This window comes from Truepera sp. (genome assembly GCA_032027045.1).
In the GTDB taxonomy this organism is placed as follows: Bacteria; Deinococcota; Deinococci; order Deinococcales; family Trueperaceae; genus JAAYYF01.
Map to the genome: position 1 here is coordinate 379008 of JAVSMU010000001.1, position 26269 is coordinate 405276.

Consider the following 26269-nt stretch of genomic DNA (forward strand, 5'->3'; position numbering starts at 1 on the left):
CGCGTGAAGGTTCGCGTCGCCTCTGCCGGCACCGGCAAGACGACGAGCCTGGTCAAGCGCTACCTCGAGCTTGTCGACGCGGGCGTGCCCCTCGGCCGGGTGGCGGGAGTGACGTTCACGCGCGCCGCCGCGGACGAGTTGCGCCAGCGCGTGGCGAGCGGCATCGAGGAGGTGCTGGAACGCGGCAGCTTCCTCGGAAGCTACTACGCCCCAGCGGGCGACCGGGCGCTCTTCGAGCGCGCCCACAACGAGCTCGAGGGGGCGGTCCTCAGCACCATCCACGGCTTCATGATCGCCGGGCTGCGCCTCAACGCTCCCAACCTGGGCCTCGACCCCGACTTCGCGCTGCTGGGCGAGTGGGAGGCGGCCGCCCTCTTCGAGGAGGAGTGCGCGGGCCTTCTCATGTTGGCAGAGAAACGGGGGCATCCGCTTCACGAGGCGGCGGCCGTCCTGGGCGGCGCGGCGGCGGAACTGTTGCTGCAGCTCTTCACCAAGCGTTCGCTTGGTCCCGAGCTGGTCTTCGGAAGCTCGCCCACCGAGGCGGCGCTCGAAGCCATGTACCGTGCGGCACTGACCAGGTACGACGCAAGGCTAGGGGCAACGAGCCTGGCGCCCGGGGAAGTGGAGCGGCGCGCGCTGAAGATGCTGGACCGGCAGCTCGCGACGTCGCGCCTGATCGAGCGTTTCCCGCACGTCCTGGTGGACGAGTACCAGGACGTGAACCCCCTCCAGGGCGCCTTCTTCGAGAGGTTGGCCGCTGCGGGCGCGCGACTCGGACTGGTGGGCGACCCGAAACAGTCCATCTACGGCTTCCGCAACGCCGACGTGGCGGTGTTCCGTCGCGCGCTGGACGCCGCCGAGCTGGCCGGTGACCTTCAGCCGCCGCTCCGGGAAAGCCGCCGCCACGCGCGCGCCCCAGTGGCCTTCCTCAACCGTCTAACCGCCAAGCTGGCCGAGCAGGACCTGGGCTTCTCGCCGCGCGAGGCCCCGAGCGTGACGGGCGCCGGTGACCAGGCCGACGTTCTTGGCAGCGTGGAGCTGGTCGTGATCGAGGGTGGCGAACGACTGGACGTGTTGCGAGACCGCGAGGCCGAAGTGTTGGCGGAGCGGTTGGAGGCACACTTCCGCCGCGGCGTGGCTTATGAGGAGATGGCGGTGCTCGCCAGGAGCCACGGTGCTCTGACCAGGGTGGCCGCGGCGCTTCGCGGTAGGGGAGTGCCAGCGTTCGTCGTACAGGGGCGCGGCTACTACGAGCGCAGCGAGGTCCGCGACCTGCGCCACGCCCTGGCGGTCGGCGCCGGCCCGCTGGGTGCGGGCCTGTTGCCGTTCTTGCGCGGCCCGTTCGCGGGCCTCACCCTGCCCGAGATGGCCGAGCTGGCGCGGTTGGACCCCAGCGAGTGGCTGACTCGGCTCATCGAGCGCTTCCCGGCCGTCGCGGGGCGCATGGCGCGGCTTGCCAGGTTGGCGCGCGCCACGCCCCTGGAGGCCCTCAAGGGCATCTTGCGCGAGCCGCTCCTGGGCGGCAAGCGGTTCCAGGAACTGTTGACGCGGCGCGGTCGCGAGAACGTCGACGCGCTGCTCTTCGAGATGGCCGGCCAGCCGCCGCGGGACGTGGCGCTCTTCCTGGACCGCCTAGACCTCCTGGCGCGCCAGGCCGAGGCCGGCGACGTTCCACAGGGTGGCGAGGGCGTCCGGCTGCTCAGCATCCACGCCTCCAAGGGACTCGAGTTCCGGGTGGTCGGACTGTTCGATGCCGGCGCCTGGGGCTCCAATCGTCACTCGACGCTCCTGGTCGAACCGGGGAGCGGCGCCGTGCGCCTGGCCGGCTCGCCGGACTTCGAGCAGGCCCAGCAGGAGGCCAGGCTTAGGGATGAACAGGAGTCCTTCCGCCTCTTGTACGTGGCCGCGAGCCGCGCCCGCGATGCGCTCGTGCTCACGGCCAGCATGGGCCGGCGCCCCGGCGTGTGGCTGGCCACCCTACTCGAGCTCGGTCTGGAAGGCGCGGGCGCACTGCCGGGCGTGACGCTGGAACGGCTGCCTTACTCGCCGCCCGAAGTTCTCATGGCCGGCGAACCCGAGGTGCCGGTGGGGGCGCTTCCCCCCGCGCCGTGGTTGGACGCCCGGCGCGAGAAGTCCGCGCTGCCGCCCGTCGTCAGTCCCTCCGCCCTGGCCCGGCTGCGCGCGACCGATGCCACCGAGACCGGTGAGGCCACCGAGGTCACCGGGGTCACCGACGGCGACGGGACCGACAGGGTCGACCGGCCTGACATGGAATACGAGGCCGACGAGCCGTTATCGCCTGCAGAGCGCAGCGCCGGTGAGGACGAACTCGAGCGTGGCCGCGTGGGCTGGGGCCGGGCCCGCGGCACGCTCACGCACTTCGCCATCGGCCACGACTGGCGCCCGGACGATCCCTCAACGAGGAGCACCCTGTTGGCGCAGGAGGTGCTGGCGCCCTTCGACCGGGCGCAACAGACCGAGTTGGTGGAGGAGGTGCTGGAGCTGCTGGGTCACTACTGGGGCATGCTGGGGCAGGCCTTACCGGCGCTGGGTGACCGAGGTGTCGACCGCGCCGAGCTGCCGCTGGCCGTCAGCCTCGGTGGCACGGTCTGGGAGGGCGTCGTGGACCGCCTCTACGAGGTAGACGGCGAGTGGTACCTGGACGATTACAAGACGGACAAGCTTTTGGCACCCGAGCGGTATTACGTCCAGTTGGGGCACTACCTGAACGCGACGGAGAGGGCCTTGGGAGTGCGGCCTCGCGGCCGGCTGGTGTTCTTGCGGCACGGCCGGCTGATCGAACCCCGGACGCATGACTTGGCCGACGCCCTCGAACGCGCCGGACTCGGAGGACCCGGCTAGCCGCCGCGCGTCACGCGTCGGTAGACGTGGGCGTTGCCGGACTTTCCCACACGTTCCACGAGCGCCAATGCGTGCAAGCAGTAGGCGGCCTGCTGGGCGAGGCGGCGTGGAAGGCGCGCGTGCGCGGCATATTCCGCCGTCGTGAAGGGCTCCTCTAGGCTGGACGGTAACAGCGTGAGCAGTTCCGCCGGCTCACGGAAGGCGACCCGCTCGTGTACGCGCTCGAGCCGGCGTCCGCACACTACCCAACCCCGTCTCCGCCAGGCCTTGCCCGCCTCGAAGCGTCGACTCTCGACCTCCTCGACCAGGGCCACCTCCAGCTCCAAGTTGGGGTGTTCGAAGAGGCCGGGCGCAGAGACCAGTTCGGAGAAGAGCTGCTCCACTCGGCCCCGCTTGGGCGACTTGCGTCGCTCGACGCGGCCGTCGGGGTGGAGCTTCTCCAGCCACCGCGTGTGGGCAACGGGTAACACCACCCTCACGCGGTGCTCGGGCAGGAGAGCGGCCAGTTTCTCGCGCATGGCGCCCAGGTTGCGCGTCTGGATCTCGATGAGGAGGCCGCCACACACCGCGTCGATCACGTAACCACCGACCTGCACCTCGAAGGCGCTTCCTGGCGGGGCGCTCAGGCGTTTGAGCTCAGCGTGCAGCGCCGACTCGTTGAGCGAACCTATGACGCTCACGGCGCCGGGGACACTTTCGCCGGGGTCATACCGACTCCCACTAGGCAGCAGCCTAGGGCGCGAACACACCGCGCGCCTCTCCGGTCCATCCTGGGTCCATGGACGCCATACCTGAGGAAGCCACGGTCGGAGGCCGGCAAGGAGTATTCGTCGTAGACGAGGAACGAGGACTTATGTGGGAGACGGCCGTGCAGGTCACGGAACTGCTCGGACTGATCGAGTTGTGCGGCACGGGCCACGCGCTGGAGGTGAGGAGCAATGCCGGCGTCTTCCACGCCATGGCGCGGCGCTGGTGGGTGTTGCCCATGGGCGACGAGATGCTCGTACGCATCGAACTCGAGAGAACGCTGTCGGCATGATCCGTTCACGGCCGCAAGCCTCGTGACTCAGGAGAGCCGCTCGAACACGGCGGCGGCGGCCCAGCCGACCACCTTCGCGCCAAGGTTCTCCGAGTGGAAGCGGCCGTCGACGCAGCCCTTCGTCATGATAGAAACCACGAAGGGGGCGGCACCGGCGCGGGCCGTTGCCAGGGGCTCGAACACGCCGGCATCGTTGCGCACGCCGGTTATGGAGCCACTCTTCGAGGCTATGCGCCACGGCGCCTCACCGATGGAAGCCAGGTAGCTGTCGTAGGCGATGCTCCGGCCGAGTTCACCGTACTGCTGCTTGCGGTATATGGCCCGGGCCTCCTCGGTCAGGAGTGGCGGCAACAGCTCGCCCCGCCATAATCGGGCGAAGTAGTCGGCGAGGTCGGCCGCGGTGGTGCTCGAAGCGACGCGTTTGCCCTCGCCGACCGTCTGGGCCACCTGGAGCTTGCCCGCGCTATGCGTGCCCGTCCACCCGTGGGCCAAGACGGAGGCGTTGATGACGTCCACGCCCAGGAACTCCATGAGCACGTTGGTAGCGGTGTTATCGCTCACCACGATCATGAGGGTGGCCAAGTCGCGCAGCCGGTAGCGGTTCGGCATGAGGGTCTTGAGCACGCCCGAGCCCGAAACCATGTCCTCGGCGGCTACCGGCAACTCGTCGTCCAGGTCGGCGTCGCCGGCGGCCACCTTCTCGAGCAGGGCCTGCAAGACGTAAACCTTTATGGTGCTGGCCGACGGGAACCTTTCGTGCGGGCGGTAAGCCACCGTCACGTCCGACTGGTCACCACCGGGTACGAGCGGGTACGCCACCACGGCCAAGCTCCCCGGCACGGCGTCCTCGCCCGGGTCGAGGGTCTCTCCACTGGGCGCCTCGAGGCCCCCGAGCACACGCTCGAGTTGCTCGAAGCGGGCCCGCAGGTCGGGCGCCAACGCGGTGCCGGAAACTCCTTCGGGGTCTCGTTCGTGGTCTGGTTGCCGCATACCCGTCACCTCGGTTTACGCTTGCAGCCGATTGTTGCACAAAGCATCCGCGGACCATCTTGCGGCCCGGGCCTCCAGGCCCTAAACTTCAGTCGTCCGACCAAGGTGCCGAAGAGACACCGGCGGCTCCGGGTCAAGGGCGAGCCACTCGTCCGCGCCCGGTATCAACTGAGAGCCCTCACCCCGACGCGGGGCGGGCCAGTAGGGATGGCAATGGCTACAGGCAAGGTCAAGTGGTTCAGCAGCGAGAAGGGCTACGGCTTCATCGCACAAGACGATGGCGGGGCGGACGTGTTCGTGCATTTCTCCGCCATCAGGGGAGAAGGCTACCGGTCCCTCAACGAGGATGACGTCGTTTCGTTCGACGTCGAACTGGGCCAGAAAGGACCGCAGGCTCAGAACGTCGTGGTCACGAGCGCCGCGGCGCCGCGGCCGGGCGCGGGCGACCGCGGTGGCCGCGAACCGCGGTCGTTCGGCGACCGACCGTCGGCTGGCCATCGTGCCTTCGATACCGGCGTTCCCGGTGACCGCGGCCCCGGCGACCGGGGACCAGGCGACCGTGGTGACCGCGGTGACCGCGGCCGTGGCGGCAACGATCGCGGCGGCTCGCGGGGGCGAGGCGGCAACGACCGCGGTGGGGGTCGCAGGGAGCGTTACTGAGCCAGGGCGAGGACGAACCAATCGTTTGAACGTGCAGCGCGGGCCCGGTATTCGGGCCCGCGCACTGTTGAGCAGTGGAGTTGGTCAGTGGAGTTGGTCGGTGGAGTCGGTCAGGCGCATGCCTGCCTGGGTAGCCGCCGACCTTCGTCAGACCTTGACGGCTTTCGGCACCGTCCTGCGGCCCTCGCTGTCGTCATCGAAGTCACCCCGCGGCGCCCCGAGGTAAGGGAGCACCCAGTAGTCGAGGCCGTAGTAGCCCGCTATGCGCCAGGCCAGCACGAGCCAGGTGGCGAGGAAGAACATGATCGGGTTGGTGGAGAGGGTGCCCGCCAGGAGGAAGGCCACGTTCATCAGACCGCCGAAGAAGGCCGCGGCGCCGGTGAGGAAGCCCACTATGAGCGCGATGCCCACCAGCAGCTCCCCGAACGCGATGACGTAAGACATGAAGGTCGCCATGGGCAGGAACAGGTTCTCGATCATCCAGGCGTACCAGCCCGTAACGCTGGGGGATTCGCCCTGCGACAGGCCGACGGCGCGCCTGAGGAAACCGGAGATCGCCGTGCCGGCGTCGGCCCCGACCCACTTGGGGTCCGTAACCTTGTGCCAACCGGCCTGTAACCAGAGCCAACCCAGGTAGACTCTGACGACCGTCCAGAAGGGCGCCATGTACTTCGACGCAAATACGAACTTGCTGATCCGCGGTTCAGGGTAGAAGGTGGTTTTGCTGTTAGCCATGCTCCTCAGCCCCTTTCGTCGTCCAGTATCCAGTGGCGGGCCGTGCCCGTACAGGGACACGAGGCCCGGTACTAATGTCCTGGACGCGATGAAGGCAGCTAGGACCAGGCGATGACCGAGCTGCGCGGGACGCTCGTCTTACGCCACGGACTCTTCCGCGGCGTCATCGAGTACGGCACCTCGATAGAGGCGGTGGAAGTCGAAGCCGAGGGCGGCGGTGCGTTGCCGTTCATCCTGCCGGGCTTCGTGGATACCCACGTGCATGGCGGCGGTGGCTTCGACACCATGGATGGAGCCGATGGCGTGGCCGGCATGGCGCTGTTCCACCTGAGGCACGGCGTGACCACCTTGCTGCCCACGACCATCACCAACCCGTGGAGAGAGGTCATGGGTGCTCTCGCGGGGGTGGCAGAGGTCAAGGCAGGTGGGAGCCGCCACGTCATGCCCGACCTGCCCGGCGTCCACCTGGAGGGGCCCTTCATCAGCCCGCACCGGCTTGGCGCGCAACCCCCGTTCGCGCTCGTGCCCACGCCCGACCTGGTCGACGAAGTGCTGGAAACGGGGGTGGTGCGGCTCGTGACGTTGGCTCCCGAACTCGAGCACTCTTCCACGGCCGCCGCCCGCTTCGCCGCCGCGGGCGTGCGCGTGTCGTTCGGGCACACGGTCGCCACGGCCGAGCAGGTCGCTCTCGTCACCGAGGTCGTGCGGGGCAGCCGCGGCACCGTGGGGTTCACCCACCTGTTCAACGCCATGAGCCAGCTCGGCAGCCGCGAACCGGGAGCGGTGGGCGCCGCGTTGGCCGACGCGGAAGCGTACGCCGAACTGATACTCGACCTGCACCACGTTCACCCGACCAGCTTCCGCGCGGCGCTCGCCGCGAAACCGGAGCATCTCCACCTGATCACCGACGCGGTGCGCGCCTGTGGCATGGCCGAGGGCGTCAGTGAACTGGGGGGGCAGAGGGTAATGGTGAAAGACGGCGCCGTGCGGCTCGAAAGCGGCAACCTGGCGGGGAGCGTCCTGACGCTGGATCAGGCGCTACGCAACGCCGTGGAGTTCGGCGGCGTGGACCTGCCCACCGCCAGCCGGGCCCTCTCCGGGGTCCCCGCGCGCTACCTGGGTCTGGCCGACAGGGGCGAGCTCGCCGTAGGCAGGCGCGCCGACCTGGTCGTCTTGGGCGCGGACCTGCGGGTGCAGGACGTGTACGTGGCGGGCCGCCGGTTGCGTTGAGCGGTGCCCGGGTCGTGCTGAGCGGCGGTCTGCGCCCTTAGCCCGCCAATGCCTCGTCCAACAGGCGCCGGACCGACTCTGGTTCGGCGCGGCCGCTGGTTGCCCGCATGACTTGGCCCATGAAGAAGCCCTTCAGTCCGAGCTTGCCGCCGCGGAACGCCGCGAGTTCTGCCGGGTGGGCGCTCAGCACGGAGCCGATGACCGCGCGCAAGGCGCCTTCGTCGGCGAGCGTCTCCAGGCCGCGTTCCCTCACCAGGGCCGCGGGCGAGCTGCCCGCGCTCGCCACCTCTTCGAAGAGCTCCTTGGCCACGCGGTTCGTGATCGTCCCGTCATCCGCCAGGCGCAACAGTTCGGCGAGCGCGGTGGGCGTCAAGCGCGACTCGGGTTGAGCTTTCAGCGCCCGCGCCACGTCGTTGATGACCCAGTTGGCGGCCGTCCCCGGCGCGGCCCCGGCGTCGGTCGTTGCGGCGTAGAACTCGTACAGGTCGTCGTGCCGAGCTAGGATGGCGGCGTCGTGGTCAGGGAGTCCCTGGTTCGCCGTCAGCGAGTCATAGCGCCGGCGCGCAACCGGTTCCAGCTCGGCGGGGTCGAACTCAGGGGCGGCCGGCTCACTACCGACGCCGACCGGCGCCGCGGGCTCGATGGCGGCAGGCTCCGGGTGCCGGGTGCCGCGCCCGGCAGGCTTGGACCTAGAGGCCTTGAGGGCCACTATGCGGTTGAACACGGGCTTGCCAGGAAGTCGGCCGTCGGCGGGGTCACGCCAGAAGTAGCCGAGGCGCTCGAACTGGTAGCGCTGGTCGAGGGGGTCTTCGACCACGCTAGGCTCCACGAAGCCGCGCACCTCGGTCAGGGCGTCCGGGTTCACGTGGTCTAGGAGGTCGCCCTCCGCTGCCTCGGGGTCGGCCGGCGAGAACAGGCGATCATACAGGCGCGCCGTCATGGGCACGCCCTTCGTGGCCGACACCCAGTGGATGGCGGCCCAGACCTTGACACCTTCAGGGTTGGCGCCCAGCTCCTCGTCGAAAGCATGGGCCCGCAACTCCAGCAGCGCGCCCGAAGCGTCCGTTACTACCTCGTCCAGGCGGATGACGGGGCCGTGGCGGAGCCGGACCGAGCGGCCGGGCGCCAGGCGCCTGAACCCCGCGGGCGGGTGTTCCTCGAAGTCGGAGCGCTCTATGAACACCTCGCGGGTGAGGGGTACCTCGCGGCTGCCCTCACCGGGTACGTCGGGGGGCCAGTAGGGGGCGTCGAGCTGGACGTCGGTGTCCTCCGCAAGGTTGGTCAGCACCACCTTGAGGGGCTCGAGGACCGCCATCACGCGCGGCGCGAGCGGGCTCAGGTCGTCGCGGATGCTCGAGTCGAGGAGCGCCATGTCCGTGCGGCTGTTCGCCTTCGCCACGCCCACGCGGTTGGTGAACTCGCGGATCGCCTCGGGCCTGACGCCGCGGCGGCGCAACGCCGAGAGGGTGGGCATGCGCGGATCGTCCCAGGCCGCTACCACGCCCTCCCTGACCAAGCGGATGAGCTTGCGCTTACTGACGATCGTGTGGTCGAGGACGAGGCGAGCGAACTCGTACTGGTGCGGCCGTGGTCCTTCGACGAGGTGATCGAGGACCCAGTCGTAGACGTCGCGGTTGTTCTCGAACTCGAGGGTGCAGAGGCTGTGCGATACGCCCTCGATGGCATCGGACAGTGGGTGCGCGAAGTCGTACATGGGGTAGATCGGCCACTCGCTGCCCGTGCGGTAGTGAACCGCGTCCACGATGCGGTAGAGGATCGGGTCGCGGAGCTTCATGTTGGCCGCGCTCATGTCGATCTTGGCGCGTAGAACGTGCTCGCCGGGGCCGAACTCGCCGTCACGCATGCGCGAGAACAGGTCCAGGTTCTCCTCCACGCTCCGGCCCCGGAACGGGCTGTTGCGCCCGGGCTCCGTGACGGTGCCGCGGTAGTCGCGGATCTGGTCCTCGTCGAGGCTGTCTACGTAGGCGTCGCCGCTTTCGATGAGGCGTACCGCGAAGTCGTACAGCTGACCGAAGTAATCGCTGGCGTGGCGAACGTCGTGCCACTCGAAACCGAGCCAACGCACGTCTCGTTCTATTGCCGCCACGTACTCGGGGTCCTCGGTAACCGGGTTGGTGTCGTCGTAGCGCAGGAACGTGATGCCGCCGTAATCGCGCGCGATGCCGAAGTCGAGGCAGATGGCCTTGGCGTGCCCGATATGCAGGTAACCGTTTGGCTCTGGGGGGAAGCGCGTGACGACCTGGCTGACGGCGCCGCTCTCAATGTCGCGGTCGATGATGTCGGTGATGAAGTTCGGGCTCACGGTCCGTTCGTCGTCGGACGCGGGTACTCGCGGCTTTGGAAGGGCTTCCACGATCGCTAGGCTCCTAGGGTGGTCCGGTGGGAGCGGGGTGCATCACCAGCGCCACCGTGAGACCGGCACCACTTTACCCCGGGGCCTCCCCTGGGCGCGCCCTCAGCGCAAGATGACGAGGGTCACGAAGAAGTAGGTGACCGGAAAAGCTATCAGTGCGCTGTCGATTCGGTCCAGCACGCCGCCGTGGCCCGGCAGGAAGACGCCGGCGTCCTTCACGCCCGCCCAACGCTTCAGGAGCGACTCGAACAAGTCGCCCAGCTGCGCGGCGCTCGACACCAGCAGGCTGAAAAGGAGCCCGTCGTACACGTTCACGTGTAGGCCGGTGCGGTGTTCGAGGAAGACGAGCGCCCCGCCGACGACCGCCGCGGCGAGTATCAGGCCGCCGATGGAGCCCTCGACCGTCTTGTTGGGGCTTATCGCCGGCGCCAACTTGCGCTTGCCGAAGAGGGTGCCGAACGTGTACGCGCCGACGTCGGTGGCGACCACCGCCAGCGCGGGGAGGGTCAAGTACCAGAGGCCAAGGACGCCGTCCGGGGTGTAGCGCAGCGTGATGATGAACCCGAAGAGCCACGGGATGTAGAGGTAGCCGAAGAGCGAGTAGACCACGGCCTGCAAGGAGTTGCGGTTCGGGTTGGCTAGTTCGAGGCCCACCAAGTAGAGCGCGAAGAGGCCGATCATGGCCTCGCGCCAACTGACCCCGGCGATGAGCGGCTGCATGCCCGGATAACTGATGGGTAATGAAGCAGGCAGCGTCAACACGGTGGCCACCCACAGGCTGCGCCTGCGGATGGGAATGCCGCGCAGGTTCATGAGGGAGGTGTATTCCTGGATCGCGATCAGGGTGAGAACCAGGTAGGCGGGCGCAAGGAGCGGTAGGCCCACCCAGAGTACGAGCAGCGTGATGGCGAACGCGACGAGTGCCGAGGCGATGCGGGGCAGGTGCCGACGGCGCGCGCCTTGTTTGGCGCCGTCAGCCTCCGGGGAGCCGCCGCCCATGGTCGGCTCGGCAGCACCGGCGTTGTCGGGCGCCAAGGGTCTCACACCGCGAGGATGTCCGACTCCTTCGATTTGGTTCGCGCGTCGATCTTGGCGATGAACTCGTCGGTGAGCTTCTGCACGTCGGCCTCGGCCCGGTGCAGCTCGTCCTCGCCGATGTCACCATCCTTCTCCTGGGCGCGAAGGTCACTCAGGGCGTCCCTGCGGATGTTCCGGATGGCGACGCGCGCTTCCTCCGCCAGTTGGTGGACGGACTTCACGAGGTCGCGGCGCCGCTCGTCGTTCAGTGGTGGCACCACTATGAAGATGCTGTCGCCCTGGTTGTTGGGGTTGAAGCCGAGATCGGCCTCGAGGATGGCCTTCTCTATGCCCTTGGAGATGCTCTTGTCGAAAGGGGATATGAGCAACGTGCGCGGGTCGGGGCTCGAGATGTTCGCGAGTTGAGTGAGCGGCGTCATCGACCCGTAGTACTCGACCACGACGCGCCCGAGAACCGCCGGGTTGGCGCGGCCCGTGCGTACGGTCGAAAGGTTGGTCGCGAAGGCGTCGACGCTCTTCTGCATGCGCTCGCGGCTGTCGTTGAGACTGTTGTTCATGGCCGATCCCTCCGGGCAGGTTGGCGTCTGGGGAGAGTCTACCGCGCTCGCTAGGGTGCGGGCCGTCGGCCTACTGGTCTGCGAACTCGGTGGCGATGTTGGAGGCGATGAGCGTGCCCACTTGCTCCCCGGCGAGCAGGCGTCCGAGGCTGCCGCCGCGGAAGATGTCGAACACGATGACGGGCATGTCGCGCTGCATGCACAGGCTGACTGCGGTCGCGTCCATGACGGCCAGGCCGGCGTTAAGCACATCGCGGTACGACAGGGTGCGGTAGCGGCGGGCCCCCGCGGTGCGGTTCGGGTCGGCGTCATACACCCCGTCGACCTTGTTCTTGGCCATCAGGACCATGTCGGCCTCTATCTCGAGGGCGCGCAGTGCCGCCGTGGTGTCGGTCGTGAAGAACGGGTTGCCGGTACCGCCTCCGAAGATGACGACCCGACCCTTCTCCAGGTGGCGCAGGGCACGACGCCGGATGTACGGCTCGGCGACTTCCTGCATGGTGATGGCAGTCTGCACGCGGGTATCCACGCCCCTGCGCTCGAGGGCGTCTTGCAAGGCCATCGCGTTCATGACGGTGCCCAGCATGCCGACGTAATCGGCCGTGGCAGGGTCCATGTGCTTGCCGTGCTGCGCCCCACGCCAGAAGTTCCCGCCCCCCACCACGATGGCGATCTGCACGCCGCGGCCCAGGGCCGTGGCGATCTCCTCCGCCAACGAAGTGGTCGCGTCGGGCGACACGCCGAAGCCCCCCGGCCCGGCCAGGAACTCACCAGAGAGCTTGAGCAGGACCCGCTTCATGCCGACTCTACTCGCCTATGGCGATGCGCGCGAAGCGGCCCACCTGGATGTTCTCGCCGAGGGTCGCGGCGGCTTCCTTGACGACCTCGTCAACGGTCTTCTTGTCGTCCTTGATGTATGACTGTTCGAGCAAGACGATCTCGGAGAGGTACTTGCGCAGGCGTCCCTCGACGATCTTCTCAGCCACGTTCGCGGGCTTGCCCTCTTCGGCCGCCTGGCGCAACAGCGCGTGCTTCTCGGCGGCGACCACCTCTTCGGGTACGTCCTCCGTGCGGGTATAGGCGGGACTGGCCATGGCGACATGCATGGCGAGGTTACGCGCGAGGTCCTGGAAGACCTCGTTGCGCGCCACGAAGTCGGTTTCGCAGTTCACCTCGACCAGCACGGCGATCTTGCCGTTATGGTGAACGTAGGAGCCGACGAGCCCCTCCTTGGCAGCGCGGTCGGCCTTCTTGTCGGCCTTCGCGATGCCGCGCTCCCGGAGCAGCTCGGCCGCCTTCTCGAGGTTGCCGTCCGTGTCCTCCAGGGCCTTCTTGACATCCAACATGCCGGCGCCGGTCATGGCCCTCAGCTGCTTGATAAGGTCGGTGGAAACTGCCATCTCGCATCTTCCCTTCGGTACCGCCTGGCGGCGGAACGTGCCGGTCGAGGAGCCGTCTGTTGGCCGTCCTCACCGGTTATTGACTTCGAAATCGGGTGCCTTGGCGGCTCCCGCGGTTCCTCAGGCTTCCTCGGCGTCTGCGGCTTCGGCGCCGCCCTCCGCGTCGCCGCCCTCGGGAGTCGTGCTCGCCGTGGTCGTGCTCTCGGCACTCTCGCCGGCGGCTGCGGCTTCAGTGACTGCTGCAACTTCGGTGGCGGCTGCACCCGCGGGCGCGTCGCCCTCGCCGGCCTTGGTGGCAGCAGGTGCCCCGCCGCCCTCGGTGCCTTCAGCGCTGCTGCCATCACCCTCGGCCGCGGCGGCCGCCTCTTGGATGGCGCGTTCCGGGCCCGACATGGGCATGCGGAGCGTCGCACGGTCTTCCGTGGTGGGGGCGACCGCGACGTCCTCCCCACCGCGCATCTCGATTATCACGTCGGCCAAGCGCGCGGTCACCAGCTGGATGGAGCGGATGGCGTCGTCGTTGCCCGGGATGATGAAGTCGAGGACGTCGGGGTCGGAGTCCGTGTCGGCAAGGGCCACTACCGGGATGTCGAGCTTGTTGGCCTCCTTGACGGCGATGGCCTCCTTGGCCGGGTCGATGATGAAGAGCGCGTCGGGCAGGCGGTTGAGGTCGCGGATGCCGCCCAGGTAACGTTGGAGGCGCTGGAGCTCCTTGCCGAGGTCGATCTGCTCCTTCTTGGTGAACCGCAGGATCGACTCGTCCTCGAACATGGCCTCGAGTTCCCGCAGGCGCTCGACGCGCGTGCGGATGGTCTTGAAGTTCGTCAGGAGGCCGCCCAACCAACGCTCGTTGATGTACGGCATGCCGCAACGCTTCGCCTCGGCCGCTAGGATCTCCTGCGCCTGCTTCTTGGCGCCGACGAAGAGGATGATTCCCCCGCGGCCGGCGAGGTCACGCAGGAAGTCGAACGACTTCTCGCTCTCGACGAGGGTCTTCTGCAGGTCGATGATGAAGATGCCGTTGCGCTCGGCGAAGATGTAACGCTTCATCTTCGGGTTGCAGCGCTTGGTCTCGTGGCCGAAGTGCACGCCGGCTTCGAGCAGTTGCTTCATTCCAAGGTAAGACACTTTTCCTCCATGGCGGGATGTTGAGGTCGATATCGGTGAGCCGCGCCACCTCGGTGGCTGGGGGGATCCCCCGGCTGCGCCCAGCTATCGCTCTGGTGATGACGGACATCCCGCTGCCGCCGACCAAACCTACCGAGTATACAGGCCGCGGCGTGGGTTCGTCCAGCCGCCTGAGCGGTGAAGTGCGCAAAGGGGCGGGCGCCCGGCCTTTCGGCTCGGGCGCCCGCACGAGGACAGCGAGTAGTGCGGGGCTACTGGCCGAGTTCCTTGCGGGCGTCGGCGTAGTTCGGGTCGAGCTCGAGGGCCCGCTCGAAGGCACGCTTGGCGTTGTCGGTGTCGCCGCTGGCGCCGCGGCGCTGGTAGGCCTTGCCGAGCCAGTAGTAGGCGTCGGCGCTCGGGGGCGGTAGCAGCGCGCCGTACTGGGCGTACTTGACGGCGTCGTCCACGCGGCCGACGCTCATGTAGGCGCGGGCCAGGTAGGTGTAAAGGGGCGGAAGGAACACGGCACCGTCGAGGGCGATGGCTGCCTCGAGCTTCGGCACGCTGCCGGCCACGTCGCCACACTCGAAGAGCGCGATGCCTAGTTGAGACACGGCCGAGACCGAGTCCGGGGAGAGGCTGGCCGCCTGCGATAGCTCGTACTCGGCGGTGGCGCAGTCGCCAAGCCGGAAGGCGATGTTGCCAAGGTTGTTGTGCGCGGTGGCATTGGACGGGTCGAGGACGACGGCGCGCCGGAAGGCCTGTTGGGCCAGCTCGAGCTCGTCGAGGTCGCGGTAGACGCGCCCGAGGTTGACCTGAACCGTGCTCTTCTCGTTGGCGGCAAGGGGCGCGCTAGAGGTGTCGGCGGCCACGAGGGTGGAGGCGCGCTCGAGCGTCGTGCGGGCCGACGCGAGGTCGCCGAGCAGGTACTGGATCACGCCCTTGGTGTTCTGAACCCGCCAGTCGTCCGGCTTGAGGCGTTCGGCGCGCTGGATGCTGTCGAGGGCATCGGCGAGCCGGCCGGAGTAGGCGGTCGGATCGGACTGGTACTGGTTCTGGTAGGCGATCGCCAAGTAGATGTGGGCGTCAACGAAGTTCGGGTCGGCCGCCTGGGCGGCCTGGAACGCCTCGATGGCGGCCGGGTACGCCCCCTGGCACGCCAGGGCGCGGCCCTTGCCCACGAGCCCCGCGGCGTTCTTGGGCTCGGTGCGCAGAGCCTCCTGGTAGAAGAACTGCGCTAGCGCGCAATCGCCACGGTCGAGGTAGAAGGCACCGTTCTCGATCAACGTGGCGGCGTCGAGCGTGGCGGGTTCGGCGTCCTGCGCGAACGCCCCGCTCGCGAATGCCACCAGCAGCGCGGTGACCGCGTACCTCAACAGAGTGGTGCTTGTGAGCCTGAAGCTGATCAACGTGTCCTCCGAAGACCTTATTCGGTGCCGCGAGTCTAACACCGCAGCTAGCGGCCGAAAGCAGGTGGCCGACGTGTTGTCGCTCCACTGCGTCTCAACGGGCTTCATCATCGCCAAAATGTGTGAGAGCGCCGTGTGCCTTGGCCAGCGCAACGTACCTCGGCCAGCGGCTAGTGCCTTGCGGCCTACTTTGCTAGCATGGGCCGGTCGCCGACAGTTCGTCGGAACCCTTCCGGTTACCAACCGCAGCGGGCACGAGCGGCCGGTGCCTCCGACCAGGGCCCACAGAAAGGGTCCACAGCACGGGCCCACAGAAAGTAGGTAGTAGTTCAGGGTGAATCTGCGCAGTCTGCACCTTGCCTGGGCGGCTTTGATAGGTAACGGTGTCGTCATCTTGCAGGGCGCCGTGGTGCGTAGCACCGGCTCGGGCGCCGGCTGCGGCAGCCACTGGCCCACGTGCAACGGCCAGGTCGTGCCGCTCGACCCATCTGCCGGCACGATCATCGAGTTCAGCCACCGCCTCCTGTCGGCTGGTGTCCTCATCCTCGGGGCGTGGCTCCTGACGAGGGCCCTGAGGACCCGCCGCGAGAACCCGGGGCTCGCGGCCTACGCGGGCTTCGGCTTCGCTCTCGTGGTGCTGGAGGCGCTCATCGGCGCGGCGACGGTCCTGCTCGGCATGACCGGTGACAACACCAGCGTCGCGCGTGGTGTGTGGGTGGCTTCCCACCTCGTCAACTCCCTGCTGTTGATCGGGGCCCTCGCCGCCACGGTCGTCTACGCCGGCCGAGAACCGCCGGCGTACCCCTTGCGCTTACGCGCGCAAGGCAGTCTGGCGAGCGTGACCGGGCTGGGCCTTGGCCTCATGCTGCTCCTCATGTTCACGGGCGGGATCGCGGCGATGGGCAACACCATCTTTCCACCCGAATCGCTCGCCGCCGGGCTACGCGCCGATCTCGACCCGAGCTCGCACCTCCTCATCCGCCTTCGCCTATTGCATCCGCTCATAGCGATAACCGTGGGGACCTATCTCTTCGTCGCCCTGGGGATGGCGTGGTGGCTGAAGGCGGTGCCCGCCGCCAGGCGCACCTCCAAAGCGCTCCTCGGCGTGTACCTCACCCAGGTCGCAGTGGGTATCCTTAACCTAGCGCTGCTCGCACCCGCGGTGCTGCAGCTCATCCACCTCGCGCTGGCGGTCACGGCTTACGCCCTGCTGTCGGCGACGACGGTTCAGCTTCTAGGCGGGCGCTCCGCGGCGCTCGGGTCGAGCGCCAAACGTGGCGCAGTACTGGAGAGCGCAAGAACGTGAACGAAGCAGATACCCCCGCCACCGGGCCGGCGCGCGCCACCGTCCGTGACTACCTCATCCTGACCAAGCCGAAGGTCATCTCGCTGTTACTCCTGACCACGGTGGGCGCCATGTTCATAGCCGCGAAGGGCATGCCCGACTGGCTGGCGCTGTTGGGCATCCTGGTGGGCGGTTACATGTCGGCCGGAGCGGCGGGCGTGTACAACATGGTCTACGATGCCGACATCGACGTGAACATGAAGCGCACCGCCAAGCGGCCGCTGGTCAGGGGTTCGGTTACGCCGCGCAACGCGCTCGTCTTCGCCGTCGCGCTTACCGTTCTCTCGTTCGTGATCATCGCCCTGACGTCCAACATGTTGGCGGCGCTCCTGAGCTGGGCCGGTATCGCCTTCTACGTGCTCATCTACACCATGTGGCTGAAGCGCAGCACGTGGCAGAACATCGTCATCGGTGGCGCGGCGGGCTCCATCCCACCACTCGTGGGCTGGGCGGCGGTAACCAACGACCTGAGCCTCCTGGCCTGGATCTTGTTCGCGGTCGTGTTCGTATGGACCCCCGTTCATTTCTGGGCCCTTGCGCTGATGGTCAAGAAGGACTACGCGAACGTCGGGGTACCCATGGCGCCATCCGTTATCGGCGAGCGCGCCACCGTGATGCAGATGATCTTCTACACGGTGCTGACGGTAGTGCTCACGCTGCTGCCGTTCTTCTTGCGTGAGTTCAGCCCGGCGTACCTCGTGGCCGCCTTGCTCCTCAACGTGGTGCTCGTCGTGCGCATGGCGCGGGTGTTCCTGGTCGTCCGCTCCGGGCGCTCCGTGGAGCGCCAGACGGCGCTGCCCCTCTACCTGTACTCGATGAGCTACCTGGCGCTCGTCTTCCTCGCGATGGCGCTCGACCGGGTCATCTTCTGAGCCGGCCGCCGTGAGCGCTGGCGAAGACACCCGCGGCGTAGGACCCTTGCTGCTCCGCCCGCGCTGGATAGCGGGGCATGTCTTGGCCCTCGTGCTGGTCGTGTCGTTCGTGAACCTGGGTTTCTGGCAGTTGCGGCGCTTGGACCATCGGCGCCAGGTGAACGCCACCATCGACGCACGTTCACATTTGCCCCCCGAAGCGCTGGCGACCGCGCTGAAGCCGGGCGAGGCGCCACGGGAGTTCCTGCCGGTGAGCGCTACCGGCGTCTACGACCCCGCTCACGAGGTGCTCCTTCGTGGCCGCTCCTTGGGCGGCATGCCCGGCTTCAACTTGCTGACGCCGCTGGTGCTGGACGCTTCCGCCGGGGTGTGGGAGGGAAGCGCCATCCTCGTCGAACGCGGTTGGGTACCGTACGACGAGGACGCCGTGCCCGTGACGGCCGCCCTGCCGCCCGCGGGCACCGTCACGCTGGTGGGTGAGTTGCACGCGCCGCAATCGCCCCCCACGGGGCCGCTGGCCGGGCTGGCGGCCCACGATCCGCCTACCGGCCCCCTGGTGCAGAGCTATTACGTCGACGTGACGCGCCTGGCCCCGCAGATGCCCTACGAACTCGTGCCCGCCTACCTGATCCTACGTCAGGTGCAGCCCGTCTCTCCCAGGACGCTGCCCCAGCCGCTGCCCTTGCCCGAGACCGACGAGGGGCCTCACCTCGGCTACGCCATCCAGTGGTTCGGCATGGCCCTCGTCGGCATCGTCGGCTACTTCTTCCTGATCCGCTCCACCCTCAAACAGAACCGGCGTCGCGCTGAAAGCTCGCGACGCCGGTCGTAAGGCCTTACTGCCGACAGGCTCGTCAGGCGCGGGTCGGGGCCGCCTTGAGGCTGGCTTCTATGGCGGCCAGGAGCTCGTCGTTCGCCTTGATGAACTTGGCCACGCCCTCGTCCTCGAGCTTCGCCACGACCGTTTCGAGGTTGACGCCCACCCCCGTGAGCGCCTGCAGCATGGCCAGCGCGTCATCGGCGCCTTCTTTGATGCGCGCCGCGGGGTTGCCGTGGTCCCTGTAGTCGTCGATGGTCTTGAGCGGGAGCGTGTTGATGGTATCGGGTCCGATGAGCGGCTCGACGTACTTGACGTCCGAGTAGCTGGGATCCTTCGTGCTGGTGCTTGCCCATAGCAGGCGCTGTGGACGCGCACCCGCCTTGGCGAGCCTGGCGAAGCGTTCGCTGCCGGCGCCGAACAGTTCCTCGTAGATGACGTAAGCGCGCTTGGCGCTGGAGATCGCGGCAGTGCCGCGCAACTGGTGAGCCGCGGTGGCTTGCGGCACGGGCTGGCTGGCCAGGGCGTCCAGCTTCGGGTCGATCATGACGTCGATGCGGCTCAAGAAGAAGCTCGCCACCGACATGACGTTCACGCTCTTACCCGCCTTCAGCCGTTCCTCCAGTCCCGTCAGGAACGCGTCCGCCACCTGGCGGTAGCGCGGCAGGCCGAACAGGAGGGTGACGTTCACGTTCACGCCGTCGGCGATGAGGCGACGGATAGCCGGGACCCCCGCGTCGGTGGCCGGCACCTTGATGAAGATGTTGGGACGATCCAGCCTCTTCCAGAGGTGGTGGGCCTCCTTCACCGTGCCGTCCTCGTCGTGGGCAAGCTCCGGAGACACCTCCAGTGAGACCATGCCGTCCAGTCCGCCAGAGGCGTCGAACATCGGGCGGAAGAGGTCGGCTGCTTCGGAGATGTCCGAGATCGTCAGGTCCTCGTACGTCGCCTTCGCGTCGGCGCCCTTGCGCGCGTGGTCCGCGATGGCGTCGTCGTAGTCGTTGCTGTCGACGATCGCCTTGTGGAAGATCGACGGGTTGGACGTGACGCCGGCGAGGCCGTCATCGTCGATGAGGCCCTTGAGCTTGCCGTTCTTCAGCCAGGAGCGGCGGAACTCGTCCAAGTAGATGGTCTGTCCGAACTCTTTCAGGCGTAGTAGAGGGTTCATGTCCTACCTCCTCGCGGGCAGTCGGCAGCGCTGACGCCGCCGCGCTCCGCTAGACGACCCGATGATAAGTCACTCAGTCGTTCTCGATGCCCGTAGCGAACACGGCGCCGTCCTCTTGCTCGAGCCTCAGGCGGGGCAGCGGCAGCACGGCCGGGCCGCTGACGGCCTTGCCGGCCTGCATGGGATCGAACACGCTCAGGTGGCAGGGGCAGGTGAAGGCGGGCGAGTCGGTGTTGTAGTTGAAGCCGATGGCGATGGCCTCTGGGTCGGTGTTGAGCACCACCGTGCAGTGTTGGTGCGTGCAAACGCGGCTGAAGCCGGCCAGGTAGGCGCTGACGGTGGCTACGCCGCTCTCGACGGCGAGGTCGCCGGGTATCGGCCCAGGTAGGCGCACCACCAGTGCGGGAATGCCGTTGACGGTCGGGTCCGCACTCGGAAGTTCGAACGCGACCGCGTCCCAAACGTTGCCGAACGCCGTCAGGGCGGCCACCCTGGTTGGTGGCCGGGGGGCGAAGACCGGCTCGGCGGCGGCGCTTCTCTTGAGGAAGTGGACCTTGATGGCCTCGTAGAGGCCCAGGCCGCCGCCCACCGCCACCGCGATGACGGGGATGCGCCAGAGCCACTTGAGCAGTTCCCGGCGCTCGGGATCGGCCGGAGCGCCCGGGTCGGTCATTCGCGGCTCGCCTGGCTCTTCGACAGGACCTGGGTGACGTACGCGACCACCGCGTCGATCTCGTCGGGTTGAAGCTCCGCCATGAAAGCCGGCATCAAGCCGCGACCGAAACGCACGGCGTCGCGAACGTTGGCCTCGTTGCTGGCCCTGGGGTTCCCCGCCAGCGTGGCGCCAACGCCACCCTCGCCGTTCGGGCCGTGACACACCGTGCAGTTGGCCGAGAACACCTGGCGGCCGATGACGGGGAGCGCCGCCGCCTCGGGCGCCTGGGAGGCCTCGCCCCCGCTCGCCTGCTGCCTTGCGGCCTCGGCGAGCGCGGCAGCCGCGGCGCCCTCGGTGGGCCCGACGAGCGCCGCGTAGGCGTCGTACGTGGTGGCCGCTCGGTCCCAGGCGCCCGTCTGGGCGTAGGCGTCGGCCAGCGTCATGACACTGTCCGGTAGGAGGTGTTCCAGACCCCCTGCGGCATCTGCCGCCCGCTCTATCGCGCCGACGGCATCCGCGGGCCGGCCGGCCGCGTACAGCAGCTGTCCGGTGCGAGCCAGTGCACGCGGCTGGTTGGCGTCCAGCTCCGTGAGGACCCTGAAGTAGTTCTCCACCGCGCGTTGGGGCTCGCCGGCGTCCCAATAGGCGTCGCCGAGCGCCATCAGGTTGGCCTGCGTGGGCTCGGCCTGAGCCGCCGCCTGGAGCGGCAGCAGCGCCCGCATGAGGTCGAGCCGCGCCTGCGTTGCGGGTTCGGCGGCGCCCTCGGGCGTGGCGGCGAAGTCCTCGTACGCGTCGAGCGCTAGCTCCAGGTCGCCGCGGGCGAACGCCACCTCGCCCAGGAGGTAAAGGGTCTCCGGGTCGTTAGGGTCGGCGGTCCGCGCTTGTTCCAGCCAGTCTTGCGCCTGCGCCAGGTCTCGCTGCAGGTACAAGATGGCAAGACGCTTGTACGCCGCCGCGGGAACCGGGCTGACCTCCGCGACGATGCGCTCATAGGCCTGTTCGGCGTCGTCGAGCCGTTGCAGCCCGAGGTACGTGTCACCCAGCGCGAGAAGGTTGGCGGCCGTTGGATCGTCCTTGGCCGCTCGCTGTGCCGCCTGCAGTTGCCTGGCCGCGTCGACGTCCGTGGTCGTGATGGTGTCCGAGTCGGACACGCGTGGCAGGACGTAGGTGGGCAGCGCCGCGGCAAGCACCAAGAACGCCCCTAGCACGGCCAGCGCTCCCACCGGGACGCGTCGCCTCGTAGCCACACGGCCCTTGGCGGGCTTACCCGCGAGGGCGCGCTGCCGCTCGTCTATCGCCGTGAGCACCTTGGCAGCCTTGGCCTCGTACCGGGCGTGCAACTCTTGCCGCCTTGCAAGTGGCAGGTCGACACGCGCGTCGAGCTCTTTGATCGCGCGCAGCAGCGCAGCCTTCTCCTCGTTGAGATCGACCAGGACGGGGTCGCGGTCGTCGGGCAGCGGGTCTGCCTGGCCCGGCGCCACCAACGGCAGGGCGACGTAGAAGAAGGCGATCAGCACCAAGACGCCGATCAAGATGGTCGTGAGCATCAACCTTCTCCGCTCCGGCCGTCCGGGCCGGCCGTCGACGCCGGCCCGCCGCCGTCGGCGAGGAGTCGCCTCACCCGCTCGAGCTCGTCCTCCGTCGCGTTCACCGGCACGCGCGAGGCGGCCAGCCAGCGCCTGGCGAACGTGACGACCACGGCCACTGCCACCAGCGCGACGATCACGGGCAACAGCCACACGAGCAGGTGGATGCCGCGCTTGGGCGGATCGAGCAGGATCCAGTCGCCGTAGCGGGCCTGGAAGAACTCGTAGATCTGCTGGTCGGTCTCGCCCGCGGCCACCTTCTCCTCGATGACGCTGCGCATCTGCTGCGCTATCTGGGCGCTGGAGTCGGCCACGCTCTCCGAAACGCACACGGGGCACCTGAGGTTGCGGGCGATGTCGAACGTGCGAGAGCCCACCTCCACGTCTTGGGCAAGCGCTAGGGCGAACAAGGCCACGACGCCGGCTATCAGGGCCGAGCGCAGCCGACGGTGAGCGATCATCGGAGCAACGCCTCCACCTGCGTGGCCAGCACCTCGGCAGTCACGGGCCCGACGTGCTTGGCCCTGATGTTGCCCTGCGCGTCCACGAAGAACGTCTCGGGCACGCCGTAGAGGCCCCAGTCGACGCTGACGACGCTGTCGTTGTCGAACGCGTTGGGGAAGGTGAGGCCGAAGCGGCCGATGAAACTGCGGCCCTCGTCGCGCTTGTCCTTGTCCTGTGTCTGGATCCCCAGGAACTGCACGCCCCTGGGCTGGTAGGTCAACCAGGCCTGCTGGAGCACCGGGGCCTCCTCGTAACAGGGGAGGCACCAGGATGCCCAGAAGTTGATGACCATCGGCTTGCCCAGGTGGTCGCCCAGGTCGAAGCTCGCGCCGTAATCGGGTTGATAGCGGTCGTAGAGGGGAAGGCTGAAGCTGGGTGCGGGTCTGTCGATGAGGACGGAGGCGATGTCGCGGTCCGGGCTGCCGCGCAATAGCCCGAAGGCGAAGAGTGCACCAAGTAGCGCGAGCGAGGCGACCACCAACAGTAGCCGGCGTAACTTCACGTGGTGGCCCTGTCGCCGGCCTCGTCGCCGGCGGTCACGCGGGCGGGGACCCGGCGGCCGCTACCACCGAGGCTGTAAATCGTGCCGAGGGCCAAGATGATCCCGCCTACCCAGATCCAGGTGACGAGCGGGCTCTTCACGGCCCGCAAGACCACGAAGGTGCTGGTAGGCGTGACGGTGCTGTTGAGGTTCAGGTAGAGGTCGTGCGTGGGCGTGTAGAGGACGGCGGGGGTCGGGACGGTGCGTCCGGCCTCGCCGAACAGGTTCAGGCGCGGCCTGAGCGTGGCGACCTGCCTGCCGTTCCTGGTGACGTCGATGACGGCGCCGGCGCTGATGCGTTGGGGCGTGCGCTCCATGAAGCGGTCGACGGCGGTGAGGGTGTAACCGGAGAACTCGGCGCTGGCGCCGTAGTCGAGCTTGATCTGCTCGTCGATGCGGTAGCCGGAGCTGAACGCCACGCCGACCGCCACGATAACGACCGCCAGGTGCACGATCATGCTGCCCACGCGCCGGCGGCTCTCGAGGGCGTAGGCGCGGAGGATCTTCAGCGGGTTCTTCTGCTTGGAGAGCCTGAAGCGCGGCACCAGGGCGCCGCTCAGCAGCAGGGCGAGGCTCATGAGGTTGTAGCCCGCCAAGGCGACCGTGAGCGCGGGGTAGACCTTGTGCACCCCGAGCAACCAAGCAAGTGCCCCCGACACCACCAGCGCGGCGGTCAGCCAGATGAGGTTCCTGCTCAGCCGCTGCTGTTCGGCCCGGCGCCAGGGGAGCAAGGGCCCGATGCCCATCAGCAAGAAAACGAGCATCCATAGGGGCAGCGTCACTTGATCGAAGAACGGGGGACCCACCGTCACCTTGTCACCCGACAGGGCCTCGACGATGAGCGGGAACAGCGTGCCGAGCAGCACGGCCGCCGTGAGCGCCACGAAGAGGATGTTGACGCCCAGGAAGCCCCCCTCGCGGCTGACGACCGAGTCAAGTTCGCCGCGGTCTCTCACGTCGTCCCAGCGCAGCGCCAGCAGCCCGAACGCCACCAGCGTCACCAGCAAGAAGAAGGCGAGGAACGCGGGTCCGACGGGGCCGTCCCCGAACGCGTGCACCGACGACACGACGCCCGAGCGCGTGAGGAAGGTGCCGAGGATCGAGAGCGAGAACGTGGCGATGATGAGCAGCACGTTCCACGGCTTGAGCATGCGGCGGCGCTCCTGCACCTGCACGCTGTGTATGAACGCCGTGGCCGTCAGCCACGGCATGAAGCTCACGTTCTCGACCGGGTCCCACGCCCAGTAACCGCCCCAGCCGAGCACCTCGTAACTCCACCAACCCCCGGCCACGATGGCCGCGGAGAGGAAGCCCCAGCCCGTGAGGGTCCAGCGGCGCGTCTGCGCCATCCACTCCGTGCCCGGCCGGCGCGTTATGAGCGCGGCCATGGCGTACGCGAACGGCACCGTGAGACCCACGAAGCCCAGGTACATGAGCAGGGGGTGCACGGCCATCATCCAGTGGTTCTGCAGCAGCTCGTTGGGCCCGGGGCCGTCGAGGGGCGGCACGGCCATGACGACGAAGGGGTTGGCCGCGAACGCCAGGACGCCGAGGAAGAAGACCTGGACGGCCTGCATGATGGAGATGGCCCACGGACGCAGCACGCTCAAGGGGGCGGTCACGGCCAGCAGCGCCGTGTAACCGGTGAGGAGCCAGGCCCAAAGGAGTATTGAGCCCTCGAGCGCCGCCCACATCGTCACGACCTTCACCCAGACGGGCGAAGCGATGCGCGAGTGGTTGGCCACGTACTGCACGCTGAAGTCGTTGCCCAGGAGGGCCGCCTGCATGACGGCGACCGCGGCCGTGGCGACCACGAAGCCGGCCACGGCGGCCAGGCGCGCTGACGTCTGGAGCCGGGCGTCGCGGCGCGACGCGCCGACGATGCCGGCGACGGCGCCGTAGAGGGCCAGCCCGAAGGCGATGAAGACGCTGGCGCTACCCAGCGGTCCTAAGTGAAGCTCGAGCATGTGGGTTCTCCCGGTTCAGCGGAGCGAGTCTTTGAGGGCTTCGACGTCGATGGGCTCGCCCTCCGCAGGCGGGTGGTAGTCGTTGCTGTGTTTGACGAGCAGGTTGTCGCCCACGAAGACGTTGTCGTGGAAGCGACCCTCGATGACCACGCCGCCGTTCTCCTGGAACAGGTCCGGGGGCGCGCCGTCGTACTGCACCGGGTAATCCTTGAGGCCGTCGCTGATCTGGAACGTCAGGTGCAGCTTGGCGTCGTCGAAGGCGACGCTTCCGGGCTGCACGAAGCCGCCCAGGCGCACGCGCTTGCCTTCGAACGTGGCGGCGTCGCGCGCGTACTCGCTGGGCAATATGAAGTAGACGAGTGAGGACTGCAGTGCCCTGGAGATGAGGAACCCGGCGACCGCCAGGACGGCGACGCCCAGTAGCGCGTAGACGATGCGCTTCATCCCTTGCCGCCCGCGCGCCTCGCCTGGCGCTGACGCCAGGCAAGGTAGCCGAGATAGGCGCCGTAGGCGATGAAGAGTTCGAGCCAGGCGATGGTGACCCACTGCCAGTGAGTGAGGTTAGCGAACACTGACGACCTCCCGCGGGCCCCTGGTTTCGGCGACCTGCGCCGCGTCGGCCGCCTCGTCCGTTGCCAGCGCCATGCGCCCGATGCGGATGCGCTCCGAGATGAAGTAGACGAACACGGAAGCCGCGGCCGCTACGTTGACGAGTAGGACACGCAGCATGGTGGCGTCCATGTGCACGCCGCTGCCGTCTAGGTTGATGCTCTTGGCCGGGTGCAGGGTCCGGAACCATTCCGCTGCCAGGTAGTTGAACGGCAGGCTCGCCAGCACGATGATCATGATCACGGCGCTGACCCTGCCCCTGCGCTGCGGCTCCTCGATGAGCCCCCGCACGATGAAGTACCCGACGATGAGGGCGAGCATGAGCGCCGTGAGCGTCAGCTTGGCGTCCCACGTCCAGAAGGTGTTGAGGGTCGGCTTGCTGTAGGTCATGCCCCCCACGATGGTGAGGGCGGAGAACAGGAGCCCGGCCTCGGCGTTAGCCACCGAACGGACGTCGTCCAGCCGCCGGCCGCGCCACAGGTAGAGCATGCCCCAGACGGCCGAGATCCCGACCGCCACGAAGCCTATCCAGGCCACCGGCACGTGGGCGTACATCACGCGGATCAGTTGACCCTGATTTTCGTCGATCGGGCTGATGACGAGGGCGGCGAACATGCCGAAGGCGAAGAGCAATAGGCTGAACACCCCCCAAACCGTCAGCCAGAGAGGGCGCTTGGCGCCCGTGGTCGTGTCTGTCATCGTCTCGCTCCTATGGGGCCCACGCCCCGGTCTTGGATAGTTTACGACCCCTTCGGTGCGGGATGCGTTCCAAGGAACGTTTTCGGCGTCTGCCCACACCCTTCA

25 protein-coding genes and 1 pseudogene are annotated in these 26269 nt (G+C 68.1%); 7 read left to right on the forward strand and 19 right to left on the reverse strand.

Annotated features, from left to right (window positions below; all coding sequences use genetic code 11):
* Positions 1 to 3: 3 nt before the first annotated feature.
* Positions 4 to 2862: a UvrD-helicase domain-containing protein gene (locus ROY82_01620; protein ID MDT3681165.1), complete on the forward strand. Its 2859-nt coding sequence runs from the start codon at positions 4 to 6 to the stop codon at positions 2860 to 2862.
* On the opposite strand, the gene ROY82_01625 is transcribed toward ROY82_01620, so the two are convergent.
* Positions 2859 to 3542, reverse strand: a complete 684-nt coding sequence (locus tag ROY82_01625; GenBank protein MDT3681166.1) for a hypothetical protein — start codon at positions 3540 to 3542, stop codon at positions 2859 to 2861. The two genes, ROY82_01620 and ROY82_01625, sit on opposite strands and share 4 nt — an antisense overlap.
* A 98-nt stretch (positions 3543 to 3640) precedes the next feature.
* On the opposite strand from ROY82_01625, the gene ROY82_01630 reads away from it, so the two are divergent.
* Entirely contained in the window at positions 3641 to 3901 is a 261-nt protein-coding gene (locus ROY82_01630) for a hypothetical protein (protein MDT3681167.1), read from the forward strand.
* A gap of 27 nt (positions 3902 to 3928) precedes the next feature.
* On the opposite strand, the gene ROY82_01635 is transcribed toward ROY82_01630, so the two are convergent.
* Positions 3929 to 4891: a serine hydrolase gene (locus tag ROY82_01635; protein MDT3681168.1), complete on the reverse strand. Its 963-nt coding sequence runs from the start codon at positions 4889 to 4891 to the stop codon at positions 3929 to 3931.
* 213 nt (positions 4892 to 5104) lie between these two features.
* Here ROY82_01635 and ROY82_01640 point away from each other — a divergent pair.
* Positions 5105 to 5296 (forward strand): annotated as a pseudogene (locus tag ROY82_01640) (cold-shock protein).
* Between the two features lie 402 nt (positions 5297 to 5698).
* On the opposite strand, the gene ROY82_01645 reads toward ROY82_01640, so the two are convergent.
* The gene (locus ROY82_01645; GenBank protein ID MDT3681169.1) at positions 5699 to 6286 is read right to left on the reverse strand and encodes a DoxX family protein; all 588 of its coding nucleotides are present in this window, start codon (positions 6284 to 6286) and stop codon (positions 5699 to 5701) included.
* Positions 6287 to 6397: 111 nt separating this feature from the next.
* On the opposite strand from ROY82_01645, the gene nagA reads away from it, so the two are divergent.
* A complete protein-coding gene (gene nagA, locus ROY82_01650; GenBank protein ID MDT3681170.1) occupies positions 6398 to 7516 on the forward strand; it encodes an N-acetylglucosamine-6-phosphate deacetylase in 1119 nt (372 codons plus the stop codon).
* A 37-nt stretch (positions 7517 to 7553) separates the two neighbouring features.
* On the opposite strand, the gene ROY82_01655 is transcribed toward nagA, so the two are convergent.
* From ROY82_01655 to ROY82_01685, 7 genes are all read right to left on the reverse strand, one after another.
* The gene (locus ROY82_01655) at positions 7554 to 9890 is read right to left on the reverse strand and encodes a glutamine--tRNA ligase/YqeY domain fusion protein (protein MDT3681171.1); all 2337 of its coding nucleotides are present in this window, start codon (positions 9888 to 9890) and stop codon (positions 7554 to 7556) included.
* Positions 9891 to 9992: 102 nt separating this feature from the next.
* Positions 9993 to 10934: a phosphatidate cytidylyltransferase gene (locus ROY82_01660; protein ID MDT3681172.1), complete on the reverse strand. Its 942-nt coding sequence runs from the start codon at positions 10932 to 10934 to the stop codon at positions 9993 to 9995.
* Positions 10931 to 11485: a ribosome recycling factor gene (gene frr / locus ROY82_01665; protein ID MDT3681173.1), complete on the reverse strand. Its 555-nt coding sequence runs from the start codon at positions 11483 to 11485 to the stop codon at positions 10931 to 10933. Before frr ends, ROY82_01660 begins: the two co-directional genes overlap by 4 nt.
* A gap of 70 nt (positions 11486 to 11555) precedes the next feature.
* Positions 11556 to 12284, reverse strand: coding sequence for a UMP kinase (gene pyrH / locus ROY82_01670; GenBank protein MDT3681174.1), 729 nt, complete (start codon positions 12282 to 12284; stop codon positions 11556 to 11558).
* A 7-nt stretch (positions 12285 to 12291) separates the two neighbouring features.
* Positions 12292 to 12885, reverse strand: a complete 594-nt coding sequence (tsf, locus tag ROY82_01675) for a translation elongation factor Ts (GenBank protein ID MDT3681175.1) — start codon at positions 12883 to 12885, stop codon at positions 12292 to 12294.
* Positions 12886 to 13005: 120 nt separating this feature from the next.
* Entirely contained in the window at positions 13006 to 14013 is a 1008-nt protein-coding gene (gene rpsB / locus ROY82_01680; GenBank protein MDT3681176.1) for a 30S ribosomal protein S2, read from the reverse strand.
* Positions 14014 to 14264: 251 nt separating this feature from the next.
* Positions 14265 to 15401 carry a tetratricopeptide repeat protein gene (locus ROY82_01685; GenBank protein MDT3681177.1) on the reverse strand — a complete coding sequence of 379 codons (1137 nt, stop codon included), beginning with the start codon at positions 15399 to 15401 and terminating at the stop codon, positions 14265 to 14267.
* A gap of 334 nt (positions 15402 to 15735) precedes the next feature.
* Here ROY82_01685 and ROY82_01690 point away from each other — a divergent pair, with 334 nt between their 5' ends.
* Genes ROY82_01690 through ROY82_01700 form a run of 3 tightly spaced genes read left to right on the forward strand, consistent with a single transcriptional unit; the run spans position 15736 to position 18450 of the window.
* Entirely contained in the window at positions 15736 to 16707 is a 972-nt protein-coding gene (locus ROY82_01690) for a COX15/CtaA family protein (protein ID MDT3681178.1), read from the forward strand.
* Positions 16704 to 17618, forward strand: a complete 915-nt coding sequence (locus tag ROY82_01695; GenBank protein ID MDT3681179.1) for a heme o synthase — start codon at positions 16704 to 16706, stop codon at positions 17616 to 17618. Before ROY82_01690 ends, ROY82_01695 begins: the two co-directional genes overlap by 4 nt.
* Before the next feature lie 10 nt (positions 17619 to 17628).
* Entirely contained in the window at positions 17629 to 18450 is an 822-nt protein-coding gene (locus tag ROY82_01700; GenBank protein ID MDT3681180.1) for an SURF1 family protein, read from the forward strand.
* 22 nt (positions 18451 to 18472) lie between these two features.
* On the opposite strand, the gene tal is transcribed toward ROY82_01700, so the two are convergent.
* From tal to ccsA, 9 genes are all read right to left on the reverse strand, one after another.
* Entirely contained in the window at positions 18473 to 19603 is a 1131-nt protein-coding gene (gene tal, locus ROY82_01705) for a transaldolase (protein ID MDT3681181.1), read from the reverse strand.
* A gap of 73 nt (positions 19604 to 19676) precedes the next feature.
* On the reverse strand, positions 19677 to 20276 hold the full coding sequence (locus ROY82_01710; GenBank protein MDT3681182.1) for a Rieske 2Fe-2S domain-containing protein: 600 nt from the start codon (positions 20274 to 20276) through the stop codon (positions 19677 to 19679).
* On the reverse strand, positions 20273 to 21805 hold the full coding sequence (locus ROY82_01715) for a c-type cytochrome (GenBank protein MDT3681183.1): 1533 nt from the start codon (positions 21803 to 21805) through the stop codon (positions 20273 to 20275). Before ROY82_01715 ends, ROY82_01710 begins: the two co-directional genes overlap by 4 nt.
* Positions 21805 to 22305 carry a cytochrome c-type biogenesis protein CcmH gene (locus ROY82_01720; GenBank protein MDT3681184.1) on the reverse strand — a complete coding sequence of 167 codons (501 nt, stop codon included), beginning with the start codon at positions 22303 to 22305 and terminating at the stop codon, positions 21805 to 21807. The genes ROY82_01715 and ROY82_01720 overlap by 1 nt, the downstream gene beginning before the upstream one ends.
* Positions 22302 to 22850: a TlpA disulfide reductase family protein gene (locus ROY82_01725; protein ID MDT3681185.1), complete on the reverse strand. Its 549-nt coding sequence runs from the start codon at positions 22848 to 22850 to the stop codon at positions 22302 to 22304. Before ROY82_01725 ends, ROY82_01720 begins: the two co-directional genes overlap by 4 nt.
* On the reverse strand, positions 22847 to 24856 hold the full coding sequence (locus tag ROY82_01730; GenBank protein ID MDT3681186.1) for a heme lyase CcmF/NrfE family subunit: 2010 nt from the start codon (positions 24854 to 24856) through the stop codon (positions 22847 to 22849). The genes ROY82_01725 and ROY82_01730 overlap by 4 nt, the downstream gene beginning before the upstream one ends.
* Positions 24857 to 24871: 15 nt before the next feature.
* Positions 24872 to 25300, reverse strand: a complete 429-nt coding sequence (gene ccmE, locus ROY82_01735) for a cytochrome c maturation protein CcmE (GenBank protein ID MDT3681187.1) — start codon at positions 25298 to 25300, stop codon at positions 24872 to 24874.
* Positions 25297 to 25428 carry a hypothetical protein gene (locus tag ROY82_01740; protein MDT3681188.1) on the reverse strand — a complete coding sequence of 44 codons (132 nt, stop codon included), beginning with the start codon at positions 25426 to 25428 and terminating at the stop codon, positions 25297 to 25299. The genes ccmE and ROY82_01740 overlap by 4 nt, the downstream gene beginning before the upstream one ends.
* Entirely contained in the window at positions 25418 to 26164 is a 747-nt protein-coding gene (gene ccsA, locus ROY82_01745) for a cytochrome c biogenesis protein CcsA (GenBank protein ID MDT3681189.1), read from the reverse strand. The genes ROY82_01740 and ccsA overlap by 11 nt, the downstream gene beginning before the upstream one ends.
* Positions 26165 to 26269 lie beyond the last annotated feature (105 nt).

What these genes read in the sequence shown, in the direction of transcription:
- ROY82_01715 (MDT3681183.1), bottom strand. Translation starts at nt 21,805, where the DNA reads ATGCTCACGACCATCTTGATCGGCGTCTTGGTGCTGATCGCCTTCTTC.
- frr (MDT3681173.1), bottom strand. Translation starts at nt 11,485, where the DNA reads ATGAACAACAGTCTCAACGACAGCCGCGAGCGCATGCAGAAGAGCGTC.
- ccmE (MDT3681187.1), bottom strand. Translation starts at nt 25,300, where the DNA reads ATGAAGCGCATCGTCTACGCGCTACTGGGCGTCGCCGTCCTGGCGGTC.
- tal (MDT3681181.1), bottom strand. Translation starts at nt 19,603, where the DNA reads ATGAACCCTCTACTACGCCTGAAAGAGTTCGGACAGACCATCTACTTG.
- ROY82_01720 (MDT3681184.1), bottom strand. Translation starts at nt 22,305, where the DNA reads ATGATCGCTCACCGTCGGCTGCGCTCGGCCCTGATAGCCGGCGTCGTG.
- ROY82_01710 (MDT3681182.1), bottom strand. Translation starts at nt 20,276, where the DNA reads ATGACCGACCCGGGCGCTCCGGCCGATCCCGAGCGCCGGGAACTGCTC.
- ccsA (MDT3681189.1), bottom strand. Translation starts at nt 26,164, where the DNA reads ATGACAGACACGACCACGGGCGCCAAGCGCCCTCTCTGGCTGACGGTT.
- pyrH (MDT3681174.1), bottom strand. Translation starts at nt 12,284, where the DNA reads ATGAAGCGGGTCCTGCTCAAGCTCTCTGGTGAGTTCCTGGCCGGGCCG.
- ROY82_01730 (MDT3681186.1), bottom strand. Translation starts at nt 24,856, where the DNA reads ATGCTCGAGCTTCACTTAGGACCGCTGGGTAGCGCCAGCGTCTTCATC.
- tsf (MDT3681175.1), bottom strand. Translation starts at nt 12,885, where the DNA reads ATGGCAGTTTCCACCGACCTTATCAAGCAGCTGAGGGCCATGACCGGC.
- ROY82_01635 (MDT3681168.1), bottom strand. Translation starts at nt 4,891, where the DNA reads ATGCGGCAACCAGACCACGAACGAGACCCCGAAGGAGTTTCCGGCACC.
- nagA (MDT3681170.1), top strand. Translation starts at nt 6,398, where the DNA reads ATGACCGAGCTGCGCGGGACGCTCGTCTTACGCCACGGACTCTTCCGC.
- ROY82_01645 (MDT3681169.1), bottom strand. Translation starts at nt 6,286, where the DNA reads ATGGCTAACAGCAAAACCACCTTCTACCCTGAACCGCGGATCAGCAAG.
- ROY82_01630 (MDT3681167.1), top strand. Translation starts at nt 3,641, where the DNA reads ATGGACGCCATACCTGAGGAAGCCACGGTCGGAGGCCGGCAAGGAGTA.